We start from the raw sequence: 22441 nt of genomic DNA, 5'->3' as shown, positions 1-22441 counted from the left end.
CCAATCGCTTTTTTGTTGTGTATAACTCCTGTTCCCCCGCTAACCAGCGGGGGTTAGGGGGCTTACCTTGCAGGCGCCGCTTTAGGCAATTCCTTACGCGGTATCATATCTTTACGCTCGCTGGTGTGGTATACGAACGATGCTACGATAGTTGCGGCTTGTTTCAGGTCGTCTTCTATCAGGCGCTCGTAGGTATCCTGGTTGCTGTGGTGCGTGCGGGTGTTGTAATCTATACCATCCTGTATGAACTGGAAGCCGGGTAAACCCAGTGCATCGTAGCTCAGGTGGTCGGTACCGCCGGTGTTGCCAACAGTAATGGTGGTAGCGCCAAGGTCTTTAAAGGGCTCCAGCCATGCCTTGAATATAGGGCCGGCAAGCGAATCGCCCTGCAAGTACACACCACGAATTTTACCCGTACCGTTGTCAAGGTTGTAGTAAGCATCAAGCTTGGCGTGCTCTGGTTTCAGTTCCATGGTTTTTGGGTCGCCCAGGTGGTTGGCAACGTAACCGCGCGAGCCGTATAAGCCCTGCTCTTCGCTGCTCCACAAACCAATGCGGATAGTGCGTTTTGGTTTAAAGCCAATAGCTTTCAGTATACGCATGGCTTCCATCATAACAGCACTGCCGGCAGCGTTATCTGTAGCGCCGGTACCTGCGTGCCACGAATCGAAGTGCCCGCCTATCATAATTACCTGGTCTTTCAGTTTTTTATCGGTACCCGGTATTTCGGCAAGTACGTTGTAGCCTTGCAGGTCCTTAGTGAAAAACTCGGTTTTTACATCGGCTTCCATCTCCACCTTTTTACCGGCTTTCACCAGGCGTAAAATGCGTTGGAAATCTTCGCTGCTGGTTTCCAGTTCGGGGGCAACAGCTTTTGCGGTATCGGCGTACGATGCACCGTTGGTGGTAAATACCGTACCATCGGTACCGCGTGCCTGGCTTAATATCAAGCCCACTTTTTGCTCAACAAAAAAGGTGCTCATGGCAGCGCGCATAGCTATCATTTTGCGGCGGGCAACCATCATAGGAGAGTTAGGGTCGAATGCGTTGTTGCGATTGCCACCGCGTGGTGCGGCAGTTGCCTGTGCCATTTTATCAAGCTCTTCATCGGTATAGCGCGATGCATCCGGTTTAAAGCTGCGCTCGGTAAGTGGTTTGGTATCAAATATTACCACTTTGCCTGCAAGGTTGCCTTTGTATTTTTCCAGGTCGGCAATGCTATCGGCTTTCACCAATACCACTTCGCCTTTAATAGCGCCGTTGGTGCCTGGGGTCCATGCTTTGGGGATGGCGATGATGGCGTGGTAGTAAGGCACGGTGATGGCAGCGTAGTTTTTCTGCACTTCCCAGCCTTTGCCAAATTTGCCCCATGCTTCAAGCTTAGCGTTAGCCAAACCCCATTCTTTCAGTTGGTTTACTGCCCAATCCTGGGCGCGTTTTAAGCCGGGCGAGTTAGATAGGCGCGGGCCCGAAACATCGGTAATGTTGAAGGCAATATCCATCACTTTAGAGTGGTTTAAGCCTTCTTCACGAATTTTGGCAACAGCCGCTGCATCAACAGGTTCCTGAGCGAACGCGCTGGCTGCCAGCCCTGTAAGTGCCATACAGGTGTAAAGTAGTTTTAATTTCATTGTAAATCAGTTAATTAAGCAATGAGCAAACTTATTTAAATAAAACTGAAATTCGTTTTAACAAAGTTGTTACACGGAAGGAATTAAATGAGGTATATTTAGGCAAATAACCCATCGTCATGTTCAACTACGCCATACCCATATTAGCCTCCCTCAATGCGGATGAAACCATAAAGTTCTATACCGAAAAGCTGGGCTTTACCTTCCACAATAATTGGGATGGCTACCTCATCTTCAGCCGCGACGGCATCTATATTCACCACTGGCCCTGCACCGACCCGGAGATACCCAAAGCCACAGGCTGCTATGTGAACATAACGGAAGTTGATAAACTGTACGAGGAGTACAAGGCACACGGCATTATCCACCCCAATGGCGACATCACTGATATGCCCTGGGGAATGCGCCAGTTCAGCATTTTAGATAATGGCGGCAACATTATCCACTTCGGCGAAAATATAGCGGGGTTTGATGATGAGGATTAACTTATTGCCCATCTGTTTAGCCGGTGCCTATATTTTAAACAGCGGCAAATGCTTTGCACAGGATACAGTTTACAAGCCAGTAGTTATTAACCCAATCCCTAAAACGAGTTTCGCTTTCACCAAACACTGGGCATACGCCTGGTATATAACCAAGGATGATAAGGGGAGGATCAGTAAAGCCATAGATGGGGAAATTACTAAAGCCGATAAAGCACATCTATATTTTACGGCAGATTGCAAAACCAATGTGCAGGGCGGTTACAACATCAGGTATTGCTATGCCAACAAGAAACCCGACGGAACAATATTACTTACCTTTCGGGATGGCGAGCCCGCTTACTCCAATTCTTTTAAGGCGAATATCGGCAACCGCCAATTTAATTTCGAGCCCGAAATTGTATCGCCCATGCTCGTTGCCGGGCAAAAAACAACTTACCGGGTAACGCAGCAAAAGCTGGTGCTACATCAAAAAGAGTACGCCACAGCAAAAGTCATCAGCGGGTATATTGATGTTGAGTTTTCTGAAGTGATAACCGAAGGCGGCAAAACTGCCAAGCATCCGCTATACTTACGCGGCTACTTTAAAACGCCCGTTAATTGATCAGCAGCTTATATCCTCTGCCGTGTACGTTAATTATCTCTACCGATGGGTCCTCTCTCAGGTACTTGCGTATTTTGCTCAAAAACACATCCATACTGCGCCCGTTAAAGTAGTTATCATCGTGCCAAATGTTCAGCAGGGCTTCTTCGCGGGTGAGTACTTCGTTTTTGCGGAGGCATAGCAGGCGCAGCAGTTCTGCTTCTTTGGTTGATAGCTTTTGGTGCACATCGCCACGGGTTACCATTTGCGCGGTGTAATCAAAATTATAGCTGCCCAGTTTAAAGGTAGTGGGGTTATCGTCGGGGGCTTTTTTAGCGTCGCCTTTGTCGGTACGTTTCAGCAGGGCGTTTATGCGCAACAGCAGTTCTTCTATCCTGAAAGGTTTGGTAATGTAATCATCGCCACCAAGGGTAAAGGCTTGCGTTTTATCCTCTATCATGGCTTTTGCAGTAGCGAAGATGATGGGCACATCAGGGTTTATTTTGCGCACCTCCTTACCCAGGGTAAAGCCATCCTTTTTGGGCATCATTACATCCAGTATCAGCAGGTCGTAAGTTTGCTTGGTGAAAGCGCGCAGCCCTTCCTCGCCATCTTTACAAAGCACCACATCAAACTTACCTTTCAGTTGCAGGTAGTCTTGCAGCAAAAGCCCAAGGTTGGGGTCGTCTTCAACAAGTAGTATTTTCTTCATTTGCGTTAAGTGCAGCAACCCGGTTTTGTCCGCGAGTGCCTGTAGGTTGGGTATCTGCGGACGGACGGACAAGCCGCACACCGCAAGGTTTATCAATATATTAGTAAGACCGCCAAACAGCAATTGTGTTACACCGCGTGGAATTTCAGCTCGAACTCCGAGCCTTTATCCTTCTCGCTTTTCACGCTGATGGTACCATCAAGGCGTTTCACAATGGTATTTACATAGCTAAGCCCGAGCCCAAAGCCTTTAACATCGTGCAGGTTGCCGGTGGGTATGCGGTAAAACTGTTCGAAAATTTTGCTCTGCTGGTCGCGGCTCATGCCAATGCCTTTATCGGCTACTTTAATACAAACGTCGGCACCACGCTTTATTGTGGTAATGGTAATATCCGGCGCATCTTTACTGTATTTTACGGCATTATCAACCAGGTTATACAGTACGTTGCTAAAGTGCAGCTCGTCGCCAATAATGGTGGTGCTATCTTCGGTGAGGTTTAAGTGCGTAACTGCATCGTACTTTTGCAGCTTCAGCGCCATACTATCCAATACGGCGGTTATCATCTCGTTAACGTCAACAGGCTTTTTATCCAGCTTAAAGTCGTTCTTCTCTATACGGGCAATGTTCAGCACACGTTCTATATGGCTGCCCAGGCGCACGTTCTCTTCGTATATCACATTTGCCAAACGAGCTACGCGGCTTTTATCCTCGGCTATCTCATCATCCTTTAAAGCCTCGCTGGCTATCATTATGGTTGATACCGGGGTTTTAAACTCGTGCGTCATGTTGTTGATGAAATCTATCTTCATCTCCGATATTTTCTTTTGGCGCAGTATTGAGAATATGGTGTACCCAAAGCAGAAGATAACCACAAACAACAGCGTACCGGTGGTAGCCATGGTAGCCTTCATGTTACCCAATATAAAAGAGTTCTTTTGCGGGAAGGCTATTTTTATCATGCCCGGGTCGTTCACAATTTCGTTAGCGAAGATGGCTTTCTGGTAGCTGTTGGTCTCCACAAATTTTGGCTTCTGCCCCTCAGTATCCATCGCGCTCGAGAAGATGAGCGAATCGCTATTAGCGGTTGATACCTCGTAGCTAAACGGAAGGAATATACCGCGGTTATGCAACTCGAAACGCAGCAACGAATCTACCCAGAAACCATTCAGGCGTTTTGCCAGCGGCTCGTTGCTTTTGCGGTATTCTTCGGCAAGGTTGGCTATCACGTTAGATTTTGATGTGCTTTGCGGCAGGTTCTCCAGCGAATCCGCCTCCAGCATTTTCTTTATCTGCATTACCTGGCGGTCTTTCTGTATGCGTTTTTGCTGCTCTACCCAAAGCGGATTAAGCTTGGCAACGGTAATTATCTGCGGACCAAATTGCGGGTCGATATAGGTGCCGCGAACGGTATCGTATTTATAAATGCGTGTTTTGGCAGGGTGCGGGGTTTTCACAACCTCGGGTATCATACGCCCTTGTACGTTGCCATACTCATCGGTAAACTCCTCAATACGTATGCGCAGGTTAAGCGTGCCCTGCTGCGTTAATGCCGATATCTCATCGTCCATCTTTTTGTGCAGCATCATGCGCTTCAGGCTATCGCGCAGTATGGCAAGCTTGCGTTCGCGTTTGTTCTGCTTTTTTTTGATAATGATGGAGTCGTCGGTATTCAGGCTGTTGCCGTTTATGCTGATGCGGGTAGCCTCTTCGGTGGTGCCGTTAAGGTTAGTGCGTATGCGTGTTTTTGCTGTAAGAAAGGTGATGGCATCCTGCTTGGCAAGCTTGGCAACAACGCTGTTAAGCGCTTCATCAACCGTGCGGCTAAACACGTCCGACTGCATTTGGTACGATTGGCGCAGGAAAGAGTACTGCATACCCACCACACCCAACAGTGCAAAGCCCATTAGCCCTATTATTAAACTAATACTTCTCTTTTTCATTCGATAAAGCAAAAATATTTTAATTAACCTGACGGTGGGCGCATTTAACAATTTTTAACACTTGCGCTGTAAGCATTTAACATATTGATACATACCTGTTTTATACCTTTGGTTTAATAAACTTAGATCATCATGAAAACAATGAAGAACCTTTTCTCACACCCCCGCCTCGAGATAGTTTTCTCGCTTAGCTTAGTTGCCATTTTGGGTTTACCGCCATTGGTGCTGGCACAAAGCCCCAAAAACATAGAGATACAAATAACCAACGGCGATACCACCATAAACGGTAAAGACATTAAAAAACTAACGCCCGACGAACGCAAAGAAGCCCTGGGCGAGATAAACAAAATGGGCAACATCACCTTCGACCGTATGGATAAGGATGGTAAGCGAGATATTGTGATACGCCGCAACAAACGCTTTAAAGGCGATAAAAACCATGATGATGTAGTTATTGAACGCCGTATGGATGGCGGGCCCGATATGCCTTTCCATGTAGAAATGGGCGACAGCATCCGCAAGAAGTTCAACTTCCGCTTAAAGAAAGTGCCCGGTGGCGATAGCACCTTTGCCTTTAAATTTGGCGATGGCGACGGTAATTTCCGGTTTGATGACGAGCGCCGTATAGAACTGGATGGCGAGCCGCCAATGCCAATGGATATGCCTTTTCGTTTTGAAGGCCCACGCGGCGGGCGTTTTATGGAGTTCAACCGTAAAAACACCCAAACGTTCAACTTTGCCACTACCGATAATGATGGCATAAGCACCCGCATGAGTTTCCGCGTAAGCGATGCCGGTAAAGAAACAGCCAAGCGCATAGCCGGTACCGATAAAACTACGCTGGATATAAACGATTTGAACCTTTCGCCCGAGTTCTCTACCGGCAAAACTGCACTAAGCTTCAGCCTTGATGCTAAAACCACTGCCGATGTAAAACTAACCGACAGCGAAGGCAAAGCCCTCTGGAGCGATAAAGCCACAGGCGGCAGCTTCAGCAAAAAAATAAGCCTGCCACGCAATGGCATTTACTTTTTAACCGTGAAACAGGGTACTGCGGTTGCAGTGAAGAGGATAGTGAAGGAGTAGTTGGTGAGCAGAGAATAGAGAATGGTGAGTGGTTGGAAAGCTCGCTAATAAAAGCAAAAGGCCTTACGGAAAAACGTAAAACACTTTTGTTCAAGAAGTTCTGTAGCCATTTCAGCAACTATTCACCACTCTCTACTCACTATTAACCCGGAGGATTGAGTGGTTGGAGAACTCACAAAATAAAAAAAGGCTTTTCGGGTTAATCGAAAAGCCTTTTATGTTTTAAGCGATGTGATAGCCGATTCAACAACCATTCACCACTCTCTACTTACCAATAACTTAGAAAGGTAGATCGTCGTCAGCAGAGGTTGAACTGATATCTGCAGGGGCTGCGTAAGCAGGTGCAGCGGCGGCAGTGCTACCGGCAGCGCCCAATGGGTTAATTCTCCATAATTGTAAAGTGTTAAAGTAAACTACTTTACCCATTTTGTCGGTCCATTTACGGCCGCGCAGGTTAAAGAAAACTTCTACATCATCGCCAACTTTAACATTGTCTATCAGGGCTGTCCTGTCCTGTATAGCTTCGAATTTTATATACTCAGGGTACTGAGGGTTCTCGATGTACTCGATGATCAATTCTCTCTTTTTAAGCGACTCTGTAACCTGTACGGTTGGGCTCACTTCGTATACTTTACCTTTAATTTCCATGCTTCCGAAAAATTTAAAATGTAAAGTTAGCAGTAAGAAATTAAAACGGGGGTTATTTATTCATAAATTTGCCCAATTATACTATGCAAGTTTTCCACACTGAGAGTAAGATCGTTATCACCTGCAACAAAAGGCTTTCGCCTTACCTGCAGCAGGAAGTTGAAGCACTGGGCTTTACGCCCACCCGTGTTTTTCAAACAGGCGTTGAACTGGTTGGCACCGTTGCCGATACCATCAGCCTTAATTTGAACCTGCGCTGCGCAAGCCAGGTGCTATATTTATTAAAGAGCTTTACCGCTGCCGACCCCACCGAGCTTTACAACGAGCTGGTGAAAATAGAGTGGGAAGAGCTGATAGATTTTTCGGGCTATTTTTCGGTAGCATCCAACGTAAACAACAAGCACATCACTACGCCACTTTTTGCCAATGTGAAGGTAAAAGATGCTATTGTTGACCGCATAAAGGCAAAAAAAGGCATTCGCCCAAACAGCGGTGCCGATGCCAACAAAACCGTAGTGAGCCTGTATTGGCAGGATGATCGTGCCGATATTTATTTAGATACATCGGGCGAAACCCTTGCCAAACACAGCTACCGCAAAATACCGGGTAAGGCGCCTATGCTGGAGGCTTTGGCAACATCAACCATTATGGCTACCAGGTGGGATGCGCAGAGTACCTTCATTAACCCCATGTGCGGCTCGGGTACGCTGGCTATAGAAGCTGCGCTGATGGCTACCGATAAACACCCCGGCTTGTTCAGGATGAATTATGGCTTTATGCACATTATGGGTTACGACGAAACCGTATTTTTTGCCGAACGCCGTGCATTAAAAGATAAAGCCAAGAAAGCCCTTGGCTTTAAAATTATAGCTACCGACCTATCGGAAGATGCGGTAGATATTGCCCGTAAAAATGCAAATACCGCCGGCGTAGAACATTTAATTGATTTTGCTGTTTGTGACTTTGCGGATACCGAGGTACCCGAAGGCCCGGGGGTGATCATGTTCAACCCCGAGTATGGCGAACGCCTGGGTACGCATACCAAGCTGGAACTAACCTACGCCCGTGTAGGCGATTTCCTGAAAAAGAAATGCCTGGGCTACCGTGGTTACGTATTTACCGGCAACCCCGACCTGGCAAAGAAGATAGGGCTGCGCGCCAGCCGCAAAATTGAGTTTTATAACGGTAAGCTGGATTGCCGCCTTTTTGAATACGAATTGTATGAAGGCAGCAAACGCGAACCAAAAACAGAATAAATGAAGAAGATACTTTTTATTGCCCTGCTGTTAGCATCAGTTGCCTGCAAAGCACAGGAAGGTACGCTGGCATTCCCCTTCCAGGGAGGTAGCCCCATAATGGCGCGTTTCTTTAAAGATAGCCTGCAGGTGGGTAGCGATATCAAATCGCGGATGGCTACAGGCACCGCTGTATTTAAGTTTACAGCCGATGTGAGCGGCAACATTACACGCATCGTAATTTACTATGCCGACGATTATATTTTGACTATGCCTATCATTGAGGCGTTAAAAAAATCGACAAAAAAATGGATAATCCCCGACAAAGAAAAATTCCACGATTTTATTATTCCATTCTCAATAGGTTACAATTACCCGGCATCGGGCGAGGCAGAAGTGCAAAAAGCGGCTTATGCCTTCTATAATAGCCGTAAACCCATCATAGCGCGCGACCAAATCCCCTTAAACTCAGCTACTTTACTCCCAACGGTTGTGATTAAGTACGACCTGTAATTTTTAGCCATACCATATAATAATATGCGAAAGCGGCGGGGAAAAATCCGCCGCTTTTTTTGCGTTTAGAGCGCCCGGTTTTGTGCGCGAACACATTTTTTTGAAAAAAATTTAATTTAAACCATATAAATAGAAATCCGCCCCTAAAAAAATCTCGTTTGTATAGTATTATTTGAATTCCCCTAAGCAGTATAATGAAGAACCTGTTAAACAATAAAGTAAAAGCGGTAGCAACAAACATCCGCAACAAGCGCGAAGAACTTAACTACACCCAGGAGTATTTGGCAGCAAAGCTAAATATATCGCAAAACGCATACAGCAAGATAGAATTGGGTTATACCAAAATAACCCTTGAGCGCCTGTTCCAGATAGCTGATGTATTTAACATCGACCTGATGGAACTGGTAAACACAGATAGTGCCGAGGCTGCTTAATTTCTGCCCGTAGAAATTGAGGGGCCTTAGCCCCTTTAAATAAATATATTTGCAGCAAATTGTACCCGCAATGAGCAACGCAGATATCATAGCCCAAACAACCGCCTTTGTACAGCAAACCCTTAAAGATGCCGAAGGCGGGCACGACTGGTGGCATATACAACGCGTACACACCAATGCACGCCGTATTGCCGAGACCGAAACCTGCAACCACCTTATTGTTGAATTAGCAGCCCTGCTGCATGATATTGCCGACAGCAAATTTCATGGTGGGGATGAAGAGATTGGCCCCAAAACCGCAGGAGATTTCCTTAATAGTATACAAGTTGATGCCGATGTGGTAGAGCATGTGCAGCAAATTATCAGGCACATGTCGTTCAAGGCGAGTTTTGGCGAAGTTACTTTCCATTCGCCCGAGCTTGCGGTGGTGCAGGATGCCGATAGGTTGGATGCCATTGGCGCTATTGGTATTGCCCGGGCTTTTACTTATGGTGGGTTTAAAAACCGCGAAATTTACAACCCCGAGATAAAGCCCAACCTGAACATGACCAAGGAGGAGTACAAAAACACTGTTGCCCCTACCATAAACCACTTTTACGAAAAGCTACTTTTGCTGAAAGATAAAATGAACACCCGCACCGGCAAATACATGGCGCAGCAACGGCACGATTTTATGCTGGTATACCTGGAACAATTTTACAGCGAGGTGCAATAAACACCCCCTTATTTAGTTAATAGCAACAATGAAAAAGCCCCTACTCATTTTTGCACCGGCGCTACTGTTTATCAGTAGCTTAGCCAGCGCGCAAGATACGCTCAAGCAGCAACGCTTTAACCTACACTTTCAGCAAACGGTTATCACGCAATCGAAACTTGGCTTTAGTGCGCCCTATAGTGGCGATAACAGCCTCTCAACAGCAAAAGAAACCCAAACATCGTTAACCACTACGCTATTCGGCGGGGCAAGGTTATGGAAAGGGGCTTCGGGATATTTCAACACTGAGATGTCGGGCGGTTCGGGGTTGAGCAAAACGCTGGGTATTGCCGGCTTCCCCAATGGCGAAACTTTTAGGGTAGGTGCAGCCGAGCCTAAAATATACATTGCCCGCCTGTACTTTTCGCAAAATTTTGAGTGGGGCAACGAGAAAGATACCCTTGCGGATGATGTGAACCAATTGGCAGGCGTGCGCAGTAAACGCTACCTCAATTTTACGGTGGGCAAATTTGGCATGGCAGATTTTTTTGATGGCAACGAGTTTAGCCACGATGCGCGTTCGCAGTTTATGAACTGGAGCCTGATGAGTAACGGCGCATGGGATTATCCCGCCAATACCCGCGGCTATGTGATGGGCGCAATGGCAGAACTGGGGCACCCTACCTGGGCGCTGCGTTTTGCCTTTACCATGACCACCACAACAGCCAACGGTGCCATTTGGGATGAGCGTATTGGCAGAGCAAACACCCAAACGCTGGAGTACGAAAAGCGCTACCAGCTAAACGGGCAAAAGGGCACCTTCCGCATTTTGGGTTTCCGTAACAATGGCAAAATGGGCGATTACCGCTACGCCATTGCGCAAAACCCTACCGCCCCGGTTGTGGATACTAATAATGTATACGGCAAGCATAAATGGGGTTTCGGCATTAATGCCGACCAATACCTGAGTAAGAACTTTGGCGTATTTGCCAAGCTAAGCTATAACGATGGCAAAACCGAAACCTGGGCATTTACCGAGATAGACCGCTCGCTAAGCCTTGGTGCCGTTTTAAAAGGCGAAAGCTGGAGCCGTAAGGATGATGAACTGGGACTTGCTTTTGTAGCCAACGGCTTATCCGATCCGCATAAAGATTACTTGGCAGCAGGCGGTTACGGCTTTATTATTGGCGATGGCAAACTCAACTACGCACACGAACTGATAGCCGAGCTGTATTATAAGGTGAACGCATATCAGCATAAATTATGGCTCTCGCCCGATTACCAGTTTATTGCCAACCCGGCTTATAACGCAGACAGGGGACCGGTAAACATATTCTCGCTGCGGGCGCACGTGGAGTTTTAATAAGTTTGCTGTTAAACCAATGGCTTGTAAATTTGTCGGACAAAAATAACGGCACTTCCGGACGGACGGACAGAATACATTTTATATGAAGAAAGTACTTTTAGTTTTTGCCTTACTGATAACTTGCACTGCCACCTTTGCGCAGCTAAAGAATAACGTTACCAAGTCATCCATCACTTTCAAGATAAAAAACCTGGGTATAAACACGGGCGGAAGGATCGAGAAAATGGAGGCTAATGTAGATTTTGACCCGGCGAAGCTTGCTACCAGTAAAATGGAAGCCGTTGCCGATGTTACCACCATTACTACTGATAACGATATGCGCGATAACCACATTAAAAACGAGGAGTTTTTTGATGTGGCTAAATACCCCAAGATAACTATGTCGTCGGTATCGTTCGCCAAAAAGAGTTCTGATAAGTTTGTGGGGAAGTTCAACCTTACCATAAAAGGCAAAACCAAACAAATAGAGGTACCCTTTAGCTATGTTACCAATGCTACTACTGCATATATCAAAGGCAGCTTTAAAATTAGCCGCGAAGAGTTTGGCATTGGCGGCAGCACCATGACCTTATCTGACGAAGCTACTATTACAATAGACGTAGAAACCGCTAAATAACACCTGTTAATACTTAACAATTATTTAACTCGCTGCGTAAGGGGCGCTTAGCATATCATTGCTGCATAAAGTGTAACTTTACGGTATGAATTTGCGCGTACTCGTCCTGATTAACTCCGCTGCGGTTGCCATAAGCCTTTCGGCGGTAAACTATTACTTCCAGCATAAATGGTACGATATGATGATCACTTTTTTGGTGACGCTTATCAGCAGCTACATTGTATTCTATTACCTGATAGAGAAATACATCTACTCAAAAATAAAACTCATTTACAAACTCATCCACAACCTTAAACTGGGCCGCGACCTGCGCGATGCCCTTGGCGAACACGTAACCGCCAACCCTATAAAAGATGTGGAAGAAGAAGTGAAAGAGTGGGCACGCCTTAAAAAGATAGAGGTAGACGACCTGAAGAAACAGGAGCGTTTTCGCCGCGATTTCCTTTCTAACATATCGCACGAGTTTAAAACACCGCTTTTCGCTATACAGGGTTACATAGAAGCCTTGCAGGACGACGACTTTGACGATAAGGAAATGGCGCGCAACTTCCTCGAAAAAGCATCAAAGAATGTTGACAGGTTGAGTTACCTCATTAAGGACCTTGATGAGATCTCGAAGCTTGAATCGGGCGAAATACCTATCAATTACAGCAAATTCAAGATAAACGATTTGGTTAAGGATGTTTTTGAAGGGCTGGAACTAAAAGCTAAGCATCATAACATCAAGCTCACCTTCAAGCAAAAATACGACGAAGGCATATACGTAAACGCCGACCGCGAGAAAATACGCCAGGTATTGGTGAACCTTATAGATAACTCCTTTAAGTATGGCAAAGAAGGCGGCGAAACTGCTGTGAGCATATTTACCCTGCACGAGCAGGTGCTGATAGAAGTTACCGATAATGGTATGGGGATAGAAGAAAAGTACCTGCCGCGCCTGTTTGAACGGTTTTTCCGTACCGATACCAGCCGTTCGAGACAAATTGGCGGCTCGGGGCTGGGGCTTGCCATTGTAAAACACATTATAGAGGCGCACCAGCAAACCATTAATGTACGCAGCACCGAGGGCTTAGGCTCTACATTTGGCTTTACTTTACAGAAGACAAAACAGACGTTACCTTTCCCAAATATACCAGTGTTAAAAAGTTAACATTAATTTAACATTGCAACCGTACCTTTACGCCAAATATCTCATAAAATGTCACTTAACAGTATTTTCCAGTACTTCGTCCCAAAGGACAAAAAAACATTCTTCCCGCTGTTTGAGCAAGCTGCAAGCAACGTGATAACTATGGCTACCGTTTTGGTTGAGGCCGTAAACAGCAACAATGCAGCTACGCGCGAAGAATTGTTCAGGCAGATAGATAAACTGGAAAACAAAGGCGACGAGCTTACCCACCAGATATACCTGGAACTGGGCAAAAACTTTATTACCCCGTTTGATCGTGAGGACATACATGCGCTGGCAACAGCTATTGATGATGTTGCCGATTATATACACGGTGCTGCCAACCGCATGGCGCTTTATAAGATAGATGATTTTAACGAGCACATCCGCAAGCTGTCTGACCTGATCTTACAGGCTGCCGGCGACTTGGATAAAGCCGTGCGCGAACTGAAGGACCTGCGCAACGTACGCGCCATTGCCGACTCGTGCATACGCATTAACAGCGTAGAGAACCAGGCAGATTACGTTTTCGACCGTGCTGTTGCCGATTTGTTCTTATACGAAACAGACGCCATACGCCTTATAAAATACAAAGAGATATTAGCTGCGTTAGAAACCGCTACAGATATGTGCGAAGATGCTGCTAACGTAATGGAATCGATATTAGTTAAAAACGCATAACCAACGCAAATCCCCTTTAAATGGTTACCACTTTATTAGTTGTTGTTGTTTGCCTTGCCATAATCTTTGATTTCATCAACGGCTTTCACGATGCAGCAAACTCCATCGCAACAATAGTATCAACCAAGGTATTAACGCCTTTCCAGGCAGTGCTTTGGGCAGCTTTCTTTAACTTTTTGGCCTACATTGCCGTAAGGTACTGGGGCTTCCACGGCGGCAACTTTGAGGTTGCTAACACCGTAGGTAAAACCGTACTTACCGAGTTTATTACCATGCAGGTAGTGTTTGCCGGCTTATGCGCTGCCATTACCTGGAACCTTATCACCTGGTGGTTTGGTATCCCGTCAAGCTCGTCGCACACTCTTATTGGTGGCTTTGCCGGCGCCGGCATGACCAACGCCATGTATATGGGCGCCAACGCCTTTACTGCGGTAAACACCAAAGTAGTTTTAACCACTATAGCTTACATATTTTTAGCGCCATTCATAGGTTTGATAATTGCCTACGTTATTACCATTATCATCCTTAACCTGTGCCGCAGGGCAAAACCATCGCGTGCCGAAAAATGGTTTAAAACCGGGCAGCTGATATCATCTGCAGCGTTAAGCTTTGCACACGGAGGTAACGATGCCCAAAAGGTAATGGGTATTATCTACGTAGCGCTGGTATCATCGCAAGTAATAAGTTCGGGTGCGCCCATGCCTAACTGGATACCTATTTGCTGCTATAGCGCTATAGCGATAGGTACCATGAGCGGTGGCTGGAAAATTGTAAAAACTATGGGTACCAAAATTACTAAAGTAACCCCTCTTGAAGGTGTTGCTGCAGAGAGCGCCGGTGCCGTAACATTGTTTATTACCGAAAACTTTGGTATACCGGTATCAACAACGCACACCATCACAGGCTCTATCATTGGTGTGGGCTTAACCAAAAGGGTATCGGCAGTACGTTGGGGTGTAACTATTAACCTGGTGTGGGCTTGGATAATTACTATCCCTATCTCGGCTGTACTTGCCGGGCTGGTATTTGCCCTGGTACACGCTTTATCGTAAAAAATTGCGTTTTATTGGCAGTACTTTTGCTGTATGCATGCTATGAAAAAAACGTTACTCTTTATTCCCTTTATATTTTTGGTGTTCTCGGGCTGCGATACGCTTAGCCAGGTAGCCCAAACCACCGTGCAACAATACGGCAACCCCAGCAGCCTGGAGATAGCCAACGGCTTAAAACAGGCGCTTGAAATTGGCACCGGCAAAAGCTCCGACCAGCTATCGGCAACTGATGGTTTCTTTGGCAATGTTGCCATTAAATTACTTTTCCCGCCCGAAGCACAAAAGGCAGAGAAAACCTTGCGAAGCATTGGCTTGGGTAAACTGGCAGATAATGTAATACTGTCGCTAAACCGCGCTGCAGAAGATGCCGCAAAAAGCGCCAAGCCGGTATTTGTAAACGCCATTAAGCAAATGACCATTGCCGATGTTACCAACATTTTGTTAGGCAACCAGGATGCAGCCACGCAATACTTTAAACGCACTACCACGCTGCAGCTATCGGCAAATTTTAAGCCTATTATACAAACCAGCTTAAATAAAGTAGGGGCAACCAAATACTACGGCGATGCCGCTACCGCTTACAATAAAGTGCCTTTTGTAACCAAAATAAACCCTGATATAACTGATTACGTTACTCAAAAAGCTATCGACGGTTTGTTTGTAGAGATTGCTAAAGAAGAGTTGAATATCCGCCAAAACCTATCGGCACGTACTACGCCGCTGCTGCAAAAAGTATTTGGTTACTACGATAAGAATAAGAAACAATAAGTAGGGTTAACACCCTCGTAAACCATTACGTTATTGCACAGGCAATGGCGTAATGGTTTTTTTGTTTCTACTTATTCACAAACTCCAGCTGCAATGTTTTTTCTTCGGGTTTGCCGTTGGCATTGCCTGCCCATTTAGGGCCCTCGTTTATTATCTGGATGGCTTTTTTATCAGCCAATGTGCTGAGGCTTTTGGTTACCACAATATTGCTGATATCGCCGGTAGGGCTAACTGTAAACTTTAACTCCACTTTTCCGGCCTTCTGCCCCGCAGGCACCGTGCATTTTTGCGAAAGGTACAACTGGTACATAACCCAGCCTTTTTCGGGATGAGCCAGGGCGTTCGGCTTTAAAACATCCGATTTTGAATAATCATACCCGGCTTGCGTATCTGCCCTTAAAAAGTTGGCATTAGTATTAAGGTTATTAGATAAATTGGTATTGACGGCTTTGCTGGCATTTCCGAACGCAATTAATCCCGGCTCATTTTTACCACCTATTTGTTCGGCATTACCAATGATTTTATAATCATTAGATGACTCGGGCTTGGTATATGCGGTGCCAATGGCTCCGGGCGGGATAACCTTGTCTTTAGGTACTACCGGCGTAACGTATTGTGTTGGTATGCCAAGCTTGGCTAACTCGTACCCGCTCGCCGGCTTTTTCACTTCAGATGTACTTACACCAGCAACTTTTCCCTCCAGCGTTTGCGATATGCTGCGCTTTGCCACGGCAACTGTAAGCGGCATTTCAACAGTATCTCTTTGTATAGCGATGGTGTTCATAACCACTTCATCCAAAGGCATGCCATCGCCCGGCGTCTTTTTCAGAACATCTCCGCGCATGGTATCAGCAAGGGCAAGTACACTGGCATTGGTAGGCTTAGCTTGCATCCTGCCGCCATCGGCAGTTGCATGGTTGGTAATCTTTTGAATTGGTTTAGCCGGCTGCAATGCTGCTACTTCAACTTGTTTATCAGTTGTTACAGGTGGCGTTACAGTTTGTACAGTATCGGGCTTTGATGTAGTGGCAGGGGCTACGGTCTGCGCAATTTGGGGCTCTACAGGGTTATTGCTGCCTTTATAAAGCAAACCAACAACTACCATAAAACCTATCACACCCGCAGCTATCGAAATAGTCATCCAGGGGATAATGCGGCGCTCTTTTTTATTTACGCGTGCATCCAGTAGCCCGGCCAGTATATTCAAATTAGCTTGTTGATTACCGCTGCTTTGATAGCCTTCCAGCGCATCCATCAAAAACGGATCGTCCTGTGCCTCGCGCTCCAGTTTGTGCATAGCTTTGGCATCAAGCTCCCCGTTAAGGTACTTCTGTATCTGCAATATGTTGGCCCTGCTTTTATCCACGGCGTTTCTCGAGGCAAAGCTTTAAGTTGCGTTTGCCGTTTTGTATATAACTTTTTACTTCGTTTAAGGTATAACCGGTTTGCTCTGCTATTTCTTTATAGCACTTCTCTTCTATATAAAATAAGTTGACGCTTTGCTTCTGCGGAGCGGTTAACTTATCCATACATCGTGCCAAAGCCTGCAATGCTTCCTCTTTATCACCCTCGTTTTCATCAGGATGCAAAACCGGGGTAAATTCCATAAAGTCGTCTATCCCAATTGTTGGTAATTTTTTATCGGCACGCAATTGCATTAAACAATGGTTGCGGGCAAGCACATACAACCAGCTCCTGAACTGTTTTACCTCGTGCTGTTTCAGCTTTACCACCAGCTCCTCAAAAATAGCCATCACGGCATCGCGTGCCGGCTCTTCATCCTTCAGGTATTTTAAGCAAAGCCCGTATACCAGGGGCATATGCCTTTCATACAGTTTCCCCAGTACGCCTATATCGGCGTTCAGGCGATAGCTGCTTACCAGCTCTTCATCTGCGGTATCATCGGGCCTAACTGGTTTTCTGAAGAAGTTCATTCAAAGCCACAAATTAATTTTTTTTTACGGCTTATGGAAATCTGCTTTTGCCGAGAACTTCTTTTTAGGATATATAGTAAGAGATGGATGCCATAAAAAGCACAAAAAGAAATGCCGCCCAACAGGGTTACTGCGGGCGGCATGGCATTATTTTATAAATGGCTTAAGCTTCTACCGAAAACTTTTCGCCTATTTGTTGGCGCCACATAGCGTAGTATAAACCTTTTTGCTCCAGCAAGTCGTGGTGCTTACCGGCTTCAATGATATGCCCTTTCTCCAGCACAAATATCTTATCAGCATGCATAATGGTTGACAGGCGGTGCGCTATCAGGATGGTGATATGATCGTTCACCATAGATACATCGCGTATGGTGGCGGTAATTTCTTCTTCGGTGATTGAATCGAGCGATGACGTAGCCTCATCAAACACCAAAATATCGGGCTTGCGCAGTAAGGCGCGGGCAATAGATAAACGTTGCTTTTCGCCACCTGATACTTTTACGCCGCCTTCGCCAATAACAGTATCCAGCCCTTTATCGGCACGGGCAAGCAAAGTTTGACAGGCTGCGCGGTGCAGGGCGTTCATACACTCTTCATCAGTAGCATCCGGGCGAACAAACAGCAGGTTCTCACGGATGGTACCCGAGAATAATTGGGTATCCTGCGTAACGAAACCAATTTTTTCGCGCAGCTGGTCCAGGTCAATTTCTTCCCTCGATATTGCGTTATAGGCTACATCACCTTCCAATGGCTGATACAAACCAACAAGTAATTTCACCAGTGTACTTTTACCCGAGCCTGATGGCCCAACAAAGGCAATAGTTTGACCGGCGGTGGTTTCGAAACTGATATTGTTTAACGCATTACGATTGGCCGTAAGGTGTTTAAAGCTTACGTTGCTGAAGGTTAATGTGTCTATCTTCTCTAGCAAAACAGGCTTTTCCGGTTTTTTATCAATAGGAATGCTTAATATCTTACTAAAATTGCCCAACGATACCTGCGCTTCTCTCCACGATAAAATTACGTTACCCAACTCCTGCAGCGGGTTGAACAGGAAAAACGAATAGAACAGGAATTTGAAGTAATTACCCGGGCTAAGCTCACCTTTAAATATCAGCATGAGCAGTACAACCACCATGGCGCTGCGTACAAAGTTTACGGTGGTGCCTTGCACAAAGCTCATGCTGCGTACAAATTTCACTTTCGTTAACTCCAGGTCGAGTATTTTGTAGGTGGTTTTGTTAAGGCGTTCTATCTCCTGTTTGGCAAGCCCGAGGCTTTTTACCAGCTCGATATTCCTTAACGATTCGGTAGTGGAACCCGCCAGTGCCGTAGTTTGCCCTACAATTGTTTTTTGAATGGTTTTAATACGGCGGCTTAGCAGCGAACTCACCATAGCTATAATAGGTATAGCCGCAAAGTATACCAGTGTTACCTTATAGCTTACTGTTAGCGAGTAAACAATAACGAACACCATACCCACCAAACTAACAAATAACACGCTGATAAACGAGGTGATAAACTTTTCGCAATCGAGTCTTACTTTTTGCAGGATGCCCAGAGTTTCGCCACTGCGCTGGTCCTCAAAAACCTGGAAGGGCAGCTCCAGCGAGTGCTTTAAACCATCGGCATACATTTCGGCACCGGTTTTTTGTACGATGATGCTGGTGAAGTAATCCTGGAAGTTTTTCGCTACGCGTGATACCATGGCCGCGCCAACTGCCAACAAAACCAGCATAATTGCCCCGTGGAAGCGCTCGTCGAACGACAGCACTTTGCCATCTTTAGGCGGGATCATGTACTTGTCTACAATGTTCCCGGTGATCATGGGGTCTAATAAGGAGAAGCCGATGTTGATAGCAGCCAGCACCAAAGCAAGCACTACTATCCACTTATATTTTGATAAATAAGATAAGAGTATTTTCATTTGGATGCAAAACTAAAAAAAAGGAACGGCTAAGAAGCTCATTCCCTTTAATTTGACAATGCCGTTAAATAGGCGGTTTGTGTTGTTTAACCGCAGAGGGCGCGGAGTTTACGCAGAGGTTTGCAGAGCCAGTGTTAGTCTTCAGAGATTTAACGAGTTGGCTTTTGTAGTTCCCTCTGTGAGCCTCCGCGGTTTTCTCTCTGTCTTCTCTGTGGTTAAATAGCCACGCAGCAAATCAATATCACAACACCAATTCCATCTGGATATTGCAACGCTCATACGGCGAAGGTATACCGGTAACCTTTTTAAAGCCCAGTTTATGATAGAGGTTAATAGCCGGTTTCAGGATGGTGTTGCTTTCTAAATAGAGTTTGGTTGCGCCCATCGCTTTAGCCTTATTAATACACGCCTGCCCAAGCAAATAACCAATGCCCAGCCCTTTAGCCTTGGGTGATACCGCCATTTTTGCCAACTCGAACATTTCGTCGTTCATTTTAATAAGCGCACATGCACCCACCGGTTCACCATTATAAATGGCAATAAATATGTGCCCGCCTTTATCCAATATATATTCCTGCGGATGGTCGAGCGATTTATAGTCGGACTCCTCCATTTTAAAGTATTGGCTTATCCATTCTTCGTTCATCTGCTTAAAGGCTTGTGCGTGTTCGAGCCTATAATCCACTATTTGCACAGCTTTGCTTTCTCGTTGTTTACGTTCGTGCTGCACACGTTCCAGCAAGCCTTTTTGCTCCAGCAGAAACTCCCATTCTTCAATGGCTTTCCAGATGTTGTACTGTGTTTCGGCAAGGGCGTTTTCAATGGCAGCATTCACATCGGTATATTGTGCCTGTATCTTGCGGTTCACTACCCAGCCTTTTTCGGTGAGAGTGATGTAGCTTTTCCGGGCATCGGGCTGATTAGCGGCTTCCATGGCTATACCTGCTTTCACCATCTCTTTAGCAATAGTGCTTACCGACGGGTGCGAGTGCCCTATCTCTTGCGCTATTTGCATGATTGCTTTAGGCTCTCCTTCTGCCAACACATAAAATACGGGGAACCACTTAGGGTTAATATCGATGTTATATAATTGATATACACTTGCAGCTTGCTCGGTAAGGCTTTCGCTTAACCTTCTTAACCTGCTGCCGAGTGCCATTTTGCCTGTTTTATTATAAAATTCCATAAGTAATATTAATTACGTAATTGATTACGTAAAATTATGAATTGATTTTGAGATATGCAAGCTGGCGGGTAGAATTGGCTATTTAACCACAGAGGGCGCAGAGATTTACGCAGAGATACACAGAGCCTGTAATGTGGTTAGTTTGAGCACGCAGGCGCTAAGACCTAAAGAGAAAATGAGGTTGGTAAGTCGTAAATATTCAACTTCTATCTGCTGGCTTTAGTTATCATTTTGTGCCCTTGGAAAAAAAACTTTGCGGCTTAGCGTCTTTGCGTGAAATAATAATGCCAAACGCTCTCTCGCCGATGTGCAAAGCTCTCTGTGAACCTCTGCGTAAATCTCTGTGCCCTCTGTGGCTAAAATGAAGCCGCTGCAAATCAATTCGTGCAATTCGCTCTCATTCGAAAAATTAGTGGTAATAAAATAAAAAAGGGGATAACCAAACGGCCATCCCCTTCTTTTATAAAGTAGTTTGTCCCGTCCTAAAATAGGTTGACACAAAAAGTGTTAACAAATGAAAGAACAAGAAGTTAAGGCCTATCAGAGAAAGACCCAAAAAGATTACAGTTTATCATTTAAACTGGAGATTGTAGACGCAGTAGAAAAAGGCGAACTTACTTACAAGCAGGCGCAGTTGCGTTATGGCATCCAGGGTAAAAGCACCGTGTTGGTTTGGTTGCGAAAACATGGTAGATTAGATTGGAAAGAATCAGAAGCCATGAAAAGAGATACACCCAATAAGAAGATCCGGGAACTGGAAAAGAAGCTAAAGCGATTGGAACAAGAGAAAGAAGTTTTGAACCGAGCTATCGATATAGCCGACAGCCGGTTGAATACTGATATTAGAAAAAAGTATTTGAGCCTGTTGTCAGAAGCTACAGAACAGGCTCGAAGCGAGACCGACGAACCGTTGGATTTGTAGCTAACGTTTTAGGATATAGCCGTCAATATTTCTATAAGCACTGCAAAGAGCAGGAGCAAAAGAACGAACAGGAACTGCAAATAAAGCAGCTTGTTGACAAGGAGCGGAAAGTATTATCCCGTTTAGGTGGCAGAAAACTTCATCATCAGATCAGAGATAGCTTGCAAGCGCAGGAGATCAAGTTTGGGCGGGATAAACTGTTTGCCCTGTTAAAGAAAAATGGGATGCTGATATTGCCTAAACGCAGATACATACAAACCACCATGTCAAAGCATTGGCTAAGAAAATACCCTAACCTGGTTAAAGATATCGTTGTAAAACGTCCCGATGAGGTATGGGTAAGTGATATTACCTATCTCAAAACAGATGAGGGCAATTGTTATCTGAATATGGTGACCGATGCTTATAGCAGGAAGATAATGGATTATGCGATAGCTGATAACATGGAAGCGGCACAAATGAAGCAGGCCTTTCAAATGGCTATCAGGAACAGAAAAAACAGGCAGCACCAACTTATACATCATTCAGACCGGGGGATGCAGTACTGTAGTGCAGAATATGTAAGTATCGCAAATCAGCATCAGATCAAAATCAGCATGACTGAAAATGGAGATCCTTATGAGAATGCACTGGCTGAACGGATGAATAGAACTTTAAAGGAAGAGTTTGGCTTAGGCAACGTACTAAAATCAAAATTGCATGCAAAATTATTAACAGAAGAAGCTGTTGATCTGTACAATAATTACCGGCCGCATTTATCTTTGAAGATGAAAACACCTCAAAGTGTTTATAAACAAAAATCCCAGCTACTCACGTAACTGGGACTATCGTAAAATCTGTCAACTTATTTCAGGACGATTCAG

The 22441-nt window shown here is 45.5% G+C and carries 22 protein-coding genes and 1 pseudogene; 15 read left to right on the top strand and 8 right to left on the bottom strand.

Going from position 1 to position 22441, the window contains the following annotated elements:
• Window positions 1-62 precede the first annotated feature (62 nt).
• Complete coding sequence (locus BC343_RS16445) at window positions 63-1631, bottom strand: M28 family metallopeptidase (RefSeq protein ID WP_078348905.1); 1569 nt, start codon at window positions 1629-1631, stop codon at window positions 63-65.
• 119 nt (window positions 1632-1750) lie between these two features.
• Between BC343_RS16445 and BC343_RS16440 the strand changes: the two genes are divergently transcribed.
• On the top strand, window positions 1751-2116 hold the full coding sequence (locus tag BC343_RS16440; RefSeq protein ID WP_078348904.1) for a bleomycin resistance protein: 366 nt from the start codon (window positions 1751-1753) through the stop codon (window positions 2114-2116).
• Window positions 2103-2717 (top strand): hypothetical protein, encoded by a 615-nt coding sequence (locus BC343_RS16435; protein WP_143822233.1) that lies wholly within the window; start codon window positions 2103-2105, stop codon window positions 2715-2717. The genes BC343_RS16440 and BC343_RS16435 overlap by 14 nt, the downstream gene beginning before the upstream one ends.
• On the opposite strand, the gene BC343_RS16430 is transcribed toward BC343_RS16435, so the two are convergent.
• Entirely contained in the window at window positions 2710-3408 is a 699-nt protein-coding gene (locus BC343_RS16430; protein ID WP_078348951.1) for a response regulator transcription factor, read from the bottom strand. The genes BC343_RS16435 and BC343_RS16430 overlap by 8 nt on opposite strands.
• Before the next feature lie 128 nt (window positions 3409-3536).
• Window positions 3537-5348: a sensor histidine kinase gene (locus BC343_RS16425; protein ID WP_078348902.1), complete on the bottom strand. Its 1812-nt coding sequence runs from the start codon at window positions 5346-5348 to the stop codon at window positions 3537-3539.
• 141 nt (window positions 5349-5489) lie between these two features.
• Between BC343_RS16425 and BC343_RS16420 the strand changes: the two genes are divergently transcribed.
• On the top strand, window positions 5490-6434 hold the full coding sequence (locus BC343_RS16420) for a T9SS type A sorting domain-containing protein (protein WP_162276885.1): 945 nt from the start codon (window positions 5490-5492) through the stop codon (window positions 6432-6434).
• Between the two features lie 279 nt (window positions 6435-6713).
• Here the strand turns inward: BC343_RS16420 and BC343_RS16415 are convergent, their stop codons facing one another.
• A complete protein-coding gene (locus BC343_RS16415; protein WP_078348900.1) occupies window positions 6714-7082 on the bottom strand; it encodes a DUF3127 domain-containing protein in 369 nt (122 codons plus the stop codon).
• Window positions 7083-7165: 83 nt separating this feature from the next.
• Here BC343_RS16415 and BC343_RS16410 point away from each other — a divergent pair, with 83 nt between their 5' ends.
• From BC343_RS16410 to BC343_RS16360, 10 genes are all read left to right on the top strand, one after another.
• A complete protein-coding gene (locus BC343_RS16410; protein ID WP_078348899.1) occupies window positions 7166-8338 on the top strand; it encodes a THUMP domain-containing class I SAM-dependent RNA methyltransferase in 1173 nt (390 codons plus the stop codon).
• On the top strand, window positions 8339-8830 hold the full coding sequence (locus BC343_RS16405; protein WP_078348898.1) for a hypothetical protein: 492 nt from the start codon (window positions 8339-8341) through the stop codon (window positions 8828-8830).
• Window positions 8831-9024: 194 nt separating this feature from the next.
• Window positions 9025-9264: a helix-turn-helix domain-containing protein gene (locus BC343_RS16395; protein ID WP_078348896.1), complete on the top strand. Its 240-nt coding sequence runs from the start codon at window positions 9025-9027 to the stop codon at window positions 9262-9264.
• Between the two features lie 70 nt (window positions 9265-9334).
• Window positions 9335-9979, top strand: a complete 645-nt coding sequence (locus BC343_RS16390; protein WP_078348895.1) for an HD domain-containing protein — start codon at window positions 9335-9337, stop codon at window positions 9977-9979.
• A gap of 28 nt (window positions 9980-10007) precedes the next feature.
• Entirely contained in the window at window positions 10008-11321 is a 1314-nt protein-coding gene (locus BC343_RS16385; protein ID WP_078348894.1) for a carbohydrate porin, read from the top strand.
• 85 nt (window positions 11322-11406) lie between these two features.
• Window positions 11407-11940: a YceI family protein gene (locus BC343_RS16380; RefSeq protein WP_078348893.1), complete on the top strand. Its 534-nt coding sequence runs from the start codon at window positions 11407-11409 to the stop codon at window positions 11938-11940.
• A gap of 85 nt (window positions 11941-12025) precedes the next feature.
• A complete protein-coding gene (locus BC343_RS16375; RefSeq protein WP_078348892.1) occupies window positions 12026-13090 on the top strand; it encodes a sensor histidine kinase in 1065 nt (354 codons plus the stop codon).
• Between the two features lie 48 nt (window positions 13091-13138).
• Window positions 13139-13789 (top strand): DUF47 domain-containing protein, encoded by a 651-nt coding sequence (locus tag BC343_RS16370; RefSeq protein WP_078348891.1) that lies wholly within the window; start codon window positions 13139-13141, stop codon window positions 13787-13789.
• A 20-nt stretch (window positions 13790-13809) separates the two neighbouring features.
• A complete protein-coding gene (locus BC343_RS16365; protein ID WP_078348890.1) occupies window positions 13810-14841 on the top strand; it encodes an inorganic phosphate transporter in 1032 nt (343 codons plus the stop codon).
• A gap of 42 nt (window positions 14842-14883) precedes the next feature.
• The gene (locus BC343_RS16360) at window positions 14884-15609 is read left to right on the top strand and encodes a DUF4197 domain-containing protein (RefSeq protein WP_078348950.1); all 726 of its coding nucleotides are present in this window, start codon (window positions 14884-14886) and stop codon (window positions 15607-15609) included.
• A 67-nt stretch (window positions 15610-15676) separates the two neighbouring features.
• Here the strand turns inward: BC343_RS16360 and BC343_RS16355 are convergent, their stop codons facing one another.
• From BC343_RS16355 to BC343_RS16340, 4 genes are all read right to left on the bottom strand, one after another.
• Window positions 15677-16975 (bottom strand): energy transducer TonB, encoded by a 1299-nt coding sequence (locus tag BC343_RS16355; protein ID WP_078348889.1) that lies wholly within the window; start codon window positions 16973-16975, stop codon window positions 15677-15679.
• Window positions 16968-17543 carry an RNA polymerase sigma factor gene (locus BC343_RS16350; RefSeq protein ID WP_078348888.1) on the bottom strand — a complete coding sequence of 192 codons (576 nt, stop codon included), beginning with the start codon at window positions 17541-17543 and terminating at the stop codon, window positions 16968-16970. The genes BC343_RS16355 and BC343_RS16350 overlap by 8 nt, the downstream gene beginning before the upstream one ends.
• Before the next feature lie 163 nt (window positions 17544-17706).
• A complete protein-coding gene (locus tag BC343_RS16345) occupies window positions 17707-19470 on the bottom strand; it encodes an ABC transporter ATP-binding protein (protein WP_078348887.1) in 1764 nt (587 codons plus the stop codon).
• A gap of 241 nt (window positions 19471-19711) precedes the next feature.
• Complete coding sequence (locus tag BC343_RS16340; RefSeq protein ID WP_078348886.1) at window positions 19712-20656, bottom strand: bifunctional helix-turn-helix transcriptional regulator/GNAT family N-acetyltransferase; 945 nt, start codon at window positions 20654-20656, stop codon at window positions 19712-19714.
• Between the two features lie 514 nt (window positions 20657-21170).
• Between BC343_RS16340 and BC343_RS16335 the strand changes: the two genes are divergently transcribed.
• Window positions 21171-21578 carry a hypothetical protein gene (locus BC343_RS16335; protein WP_078348609.1) on the top strand — a complete coding sequence of 136 codons (408 nt, stop codon included), beginning with the start codon at window positions 21171-21173 and terminating at the stop codon, window positions 21576-21578.
• A gap of 32 nt (window positions 21579-21610) precedes the next feature.
• Window positions 21611-22396 (top strand): annotated as a pseudogene (locus BC343_RS16330) (IS3 family transposase); the annotation flags it as partial.
• Window positions 22397-22441: the final 45 nt, after the last annotated feature.

The organism is Mucilaginibacter pedocola, from assembly GCF_002013915.1.
Classification (GTDB): domain Bacteria; phylum Bacteroidota; class Bacteroidia; order Sphingobacteriales; family Sphingobacteriaceae; genus Mucilaginibacter; species Mucilaginibacter pedocola.
The sequence above is the reverse complement of the archived record's forward strand: the minus strand, read 5'-3'. Positions and strand labels throughout refer to the sequence as shown.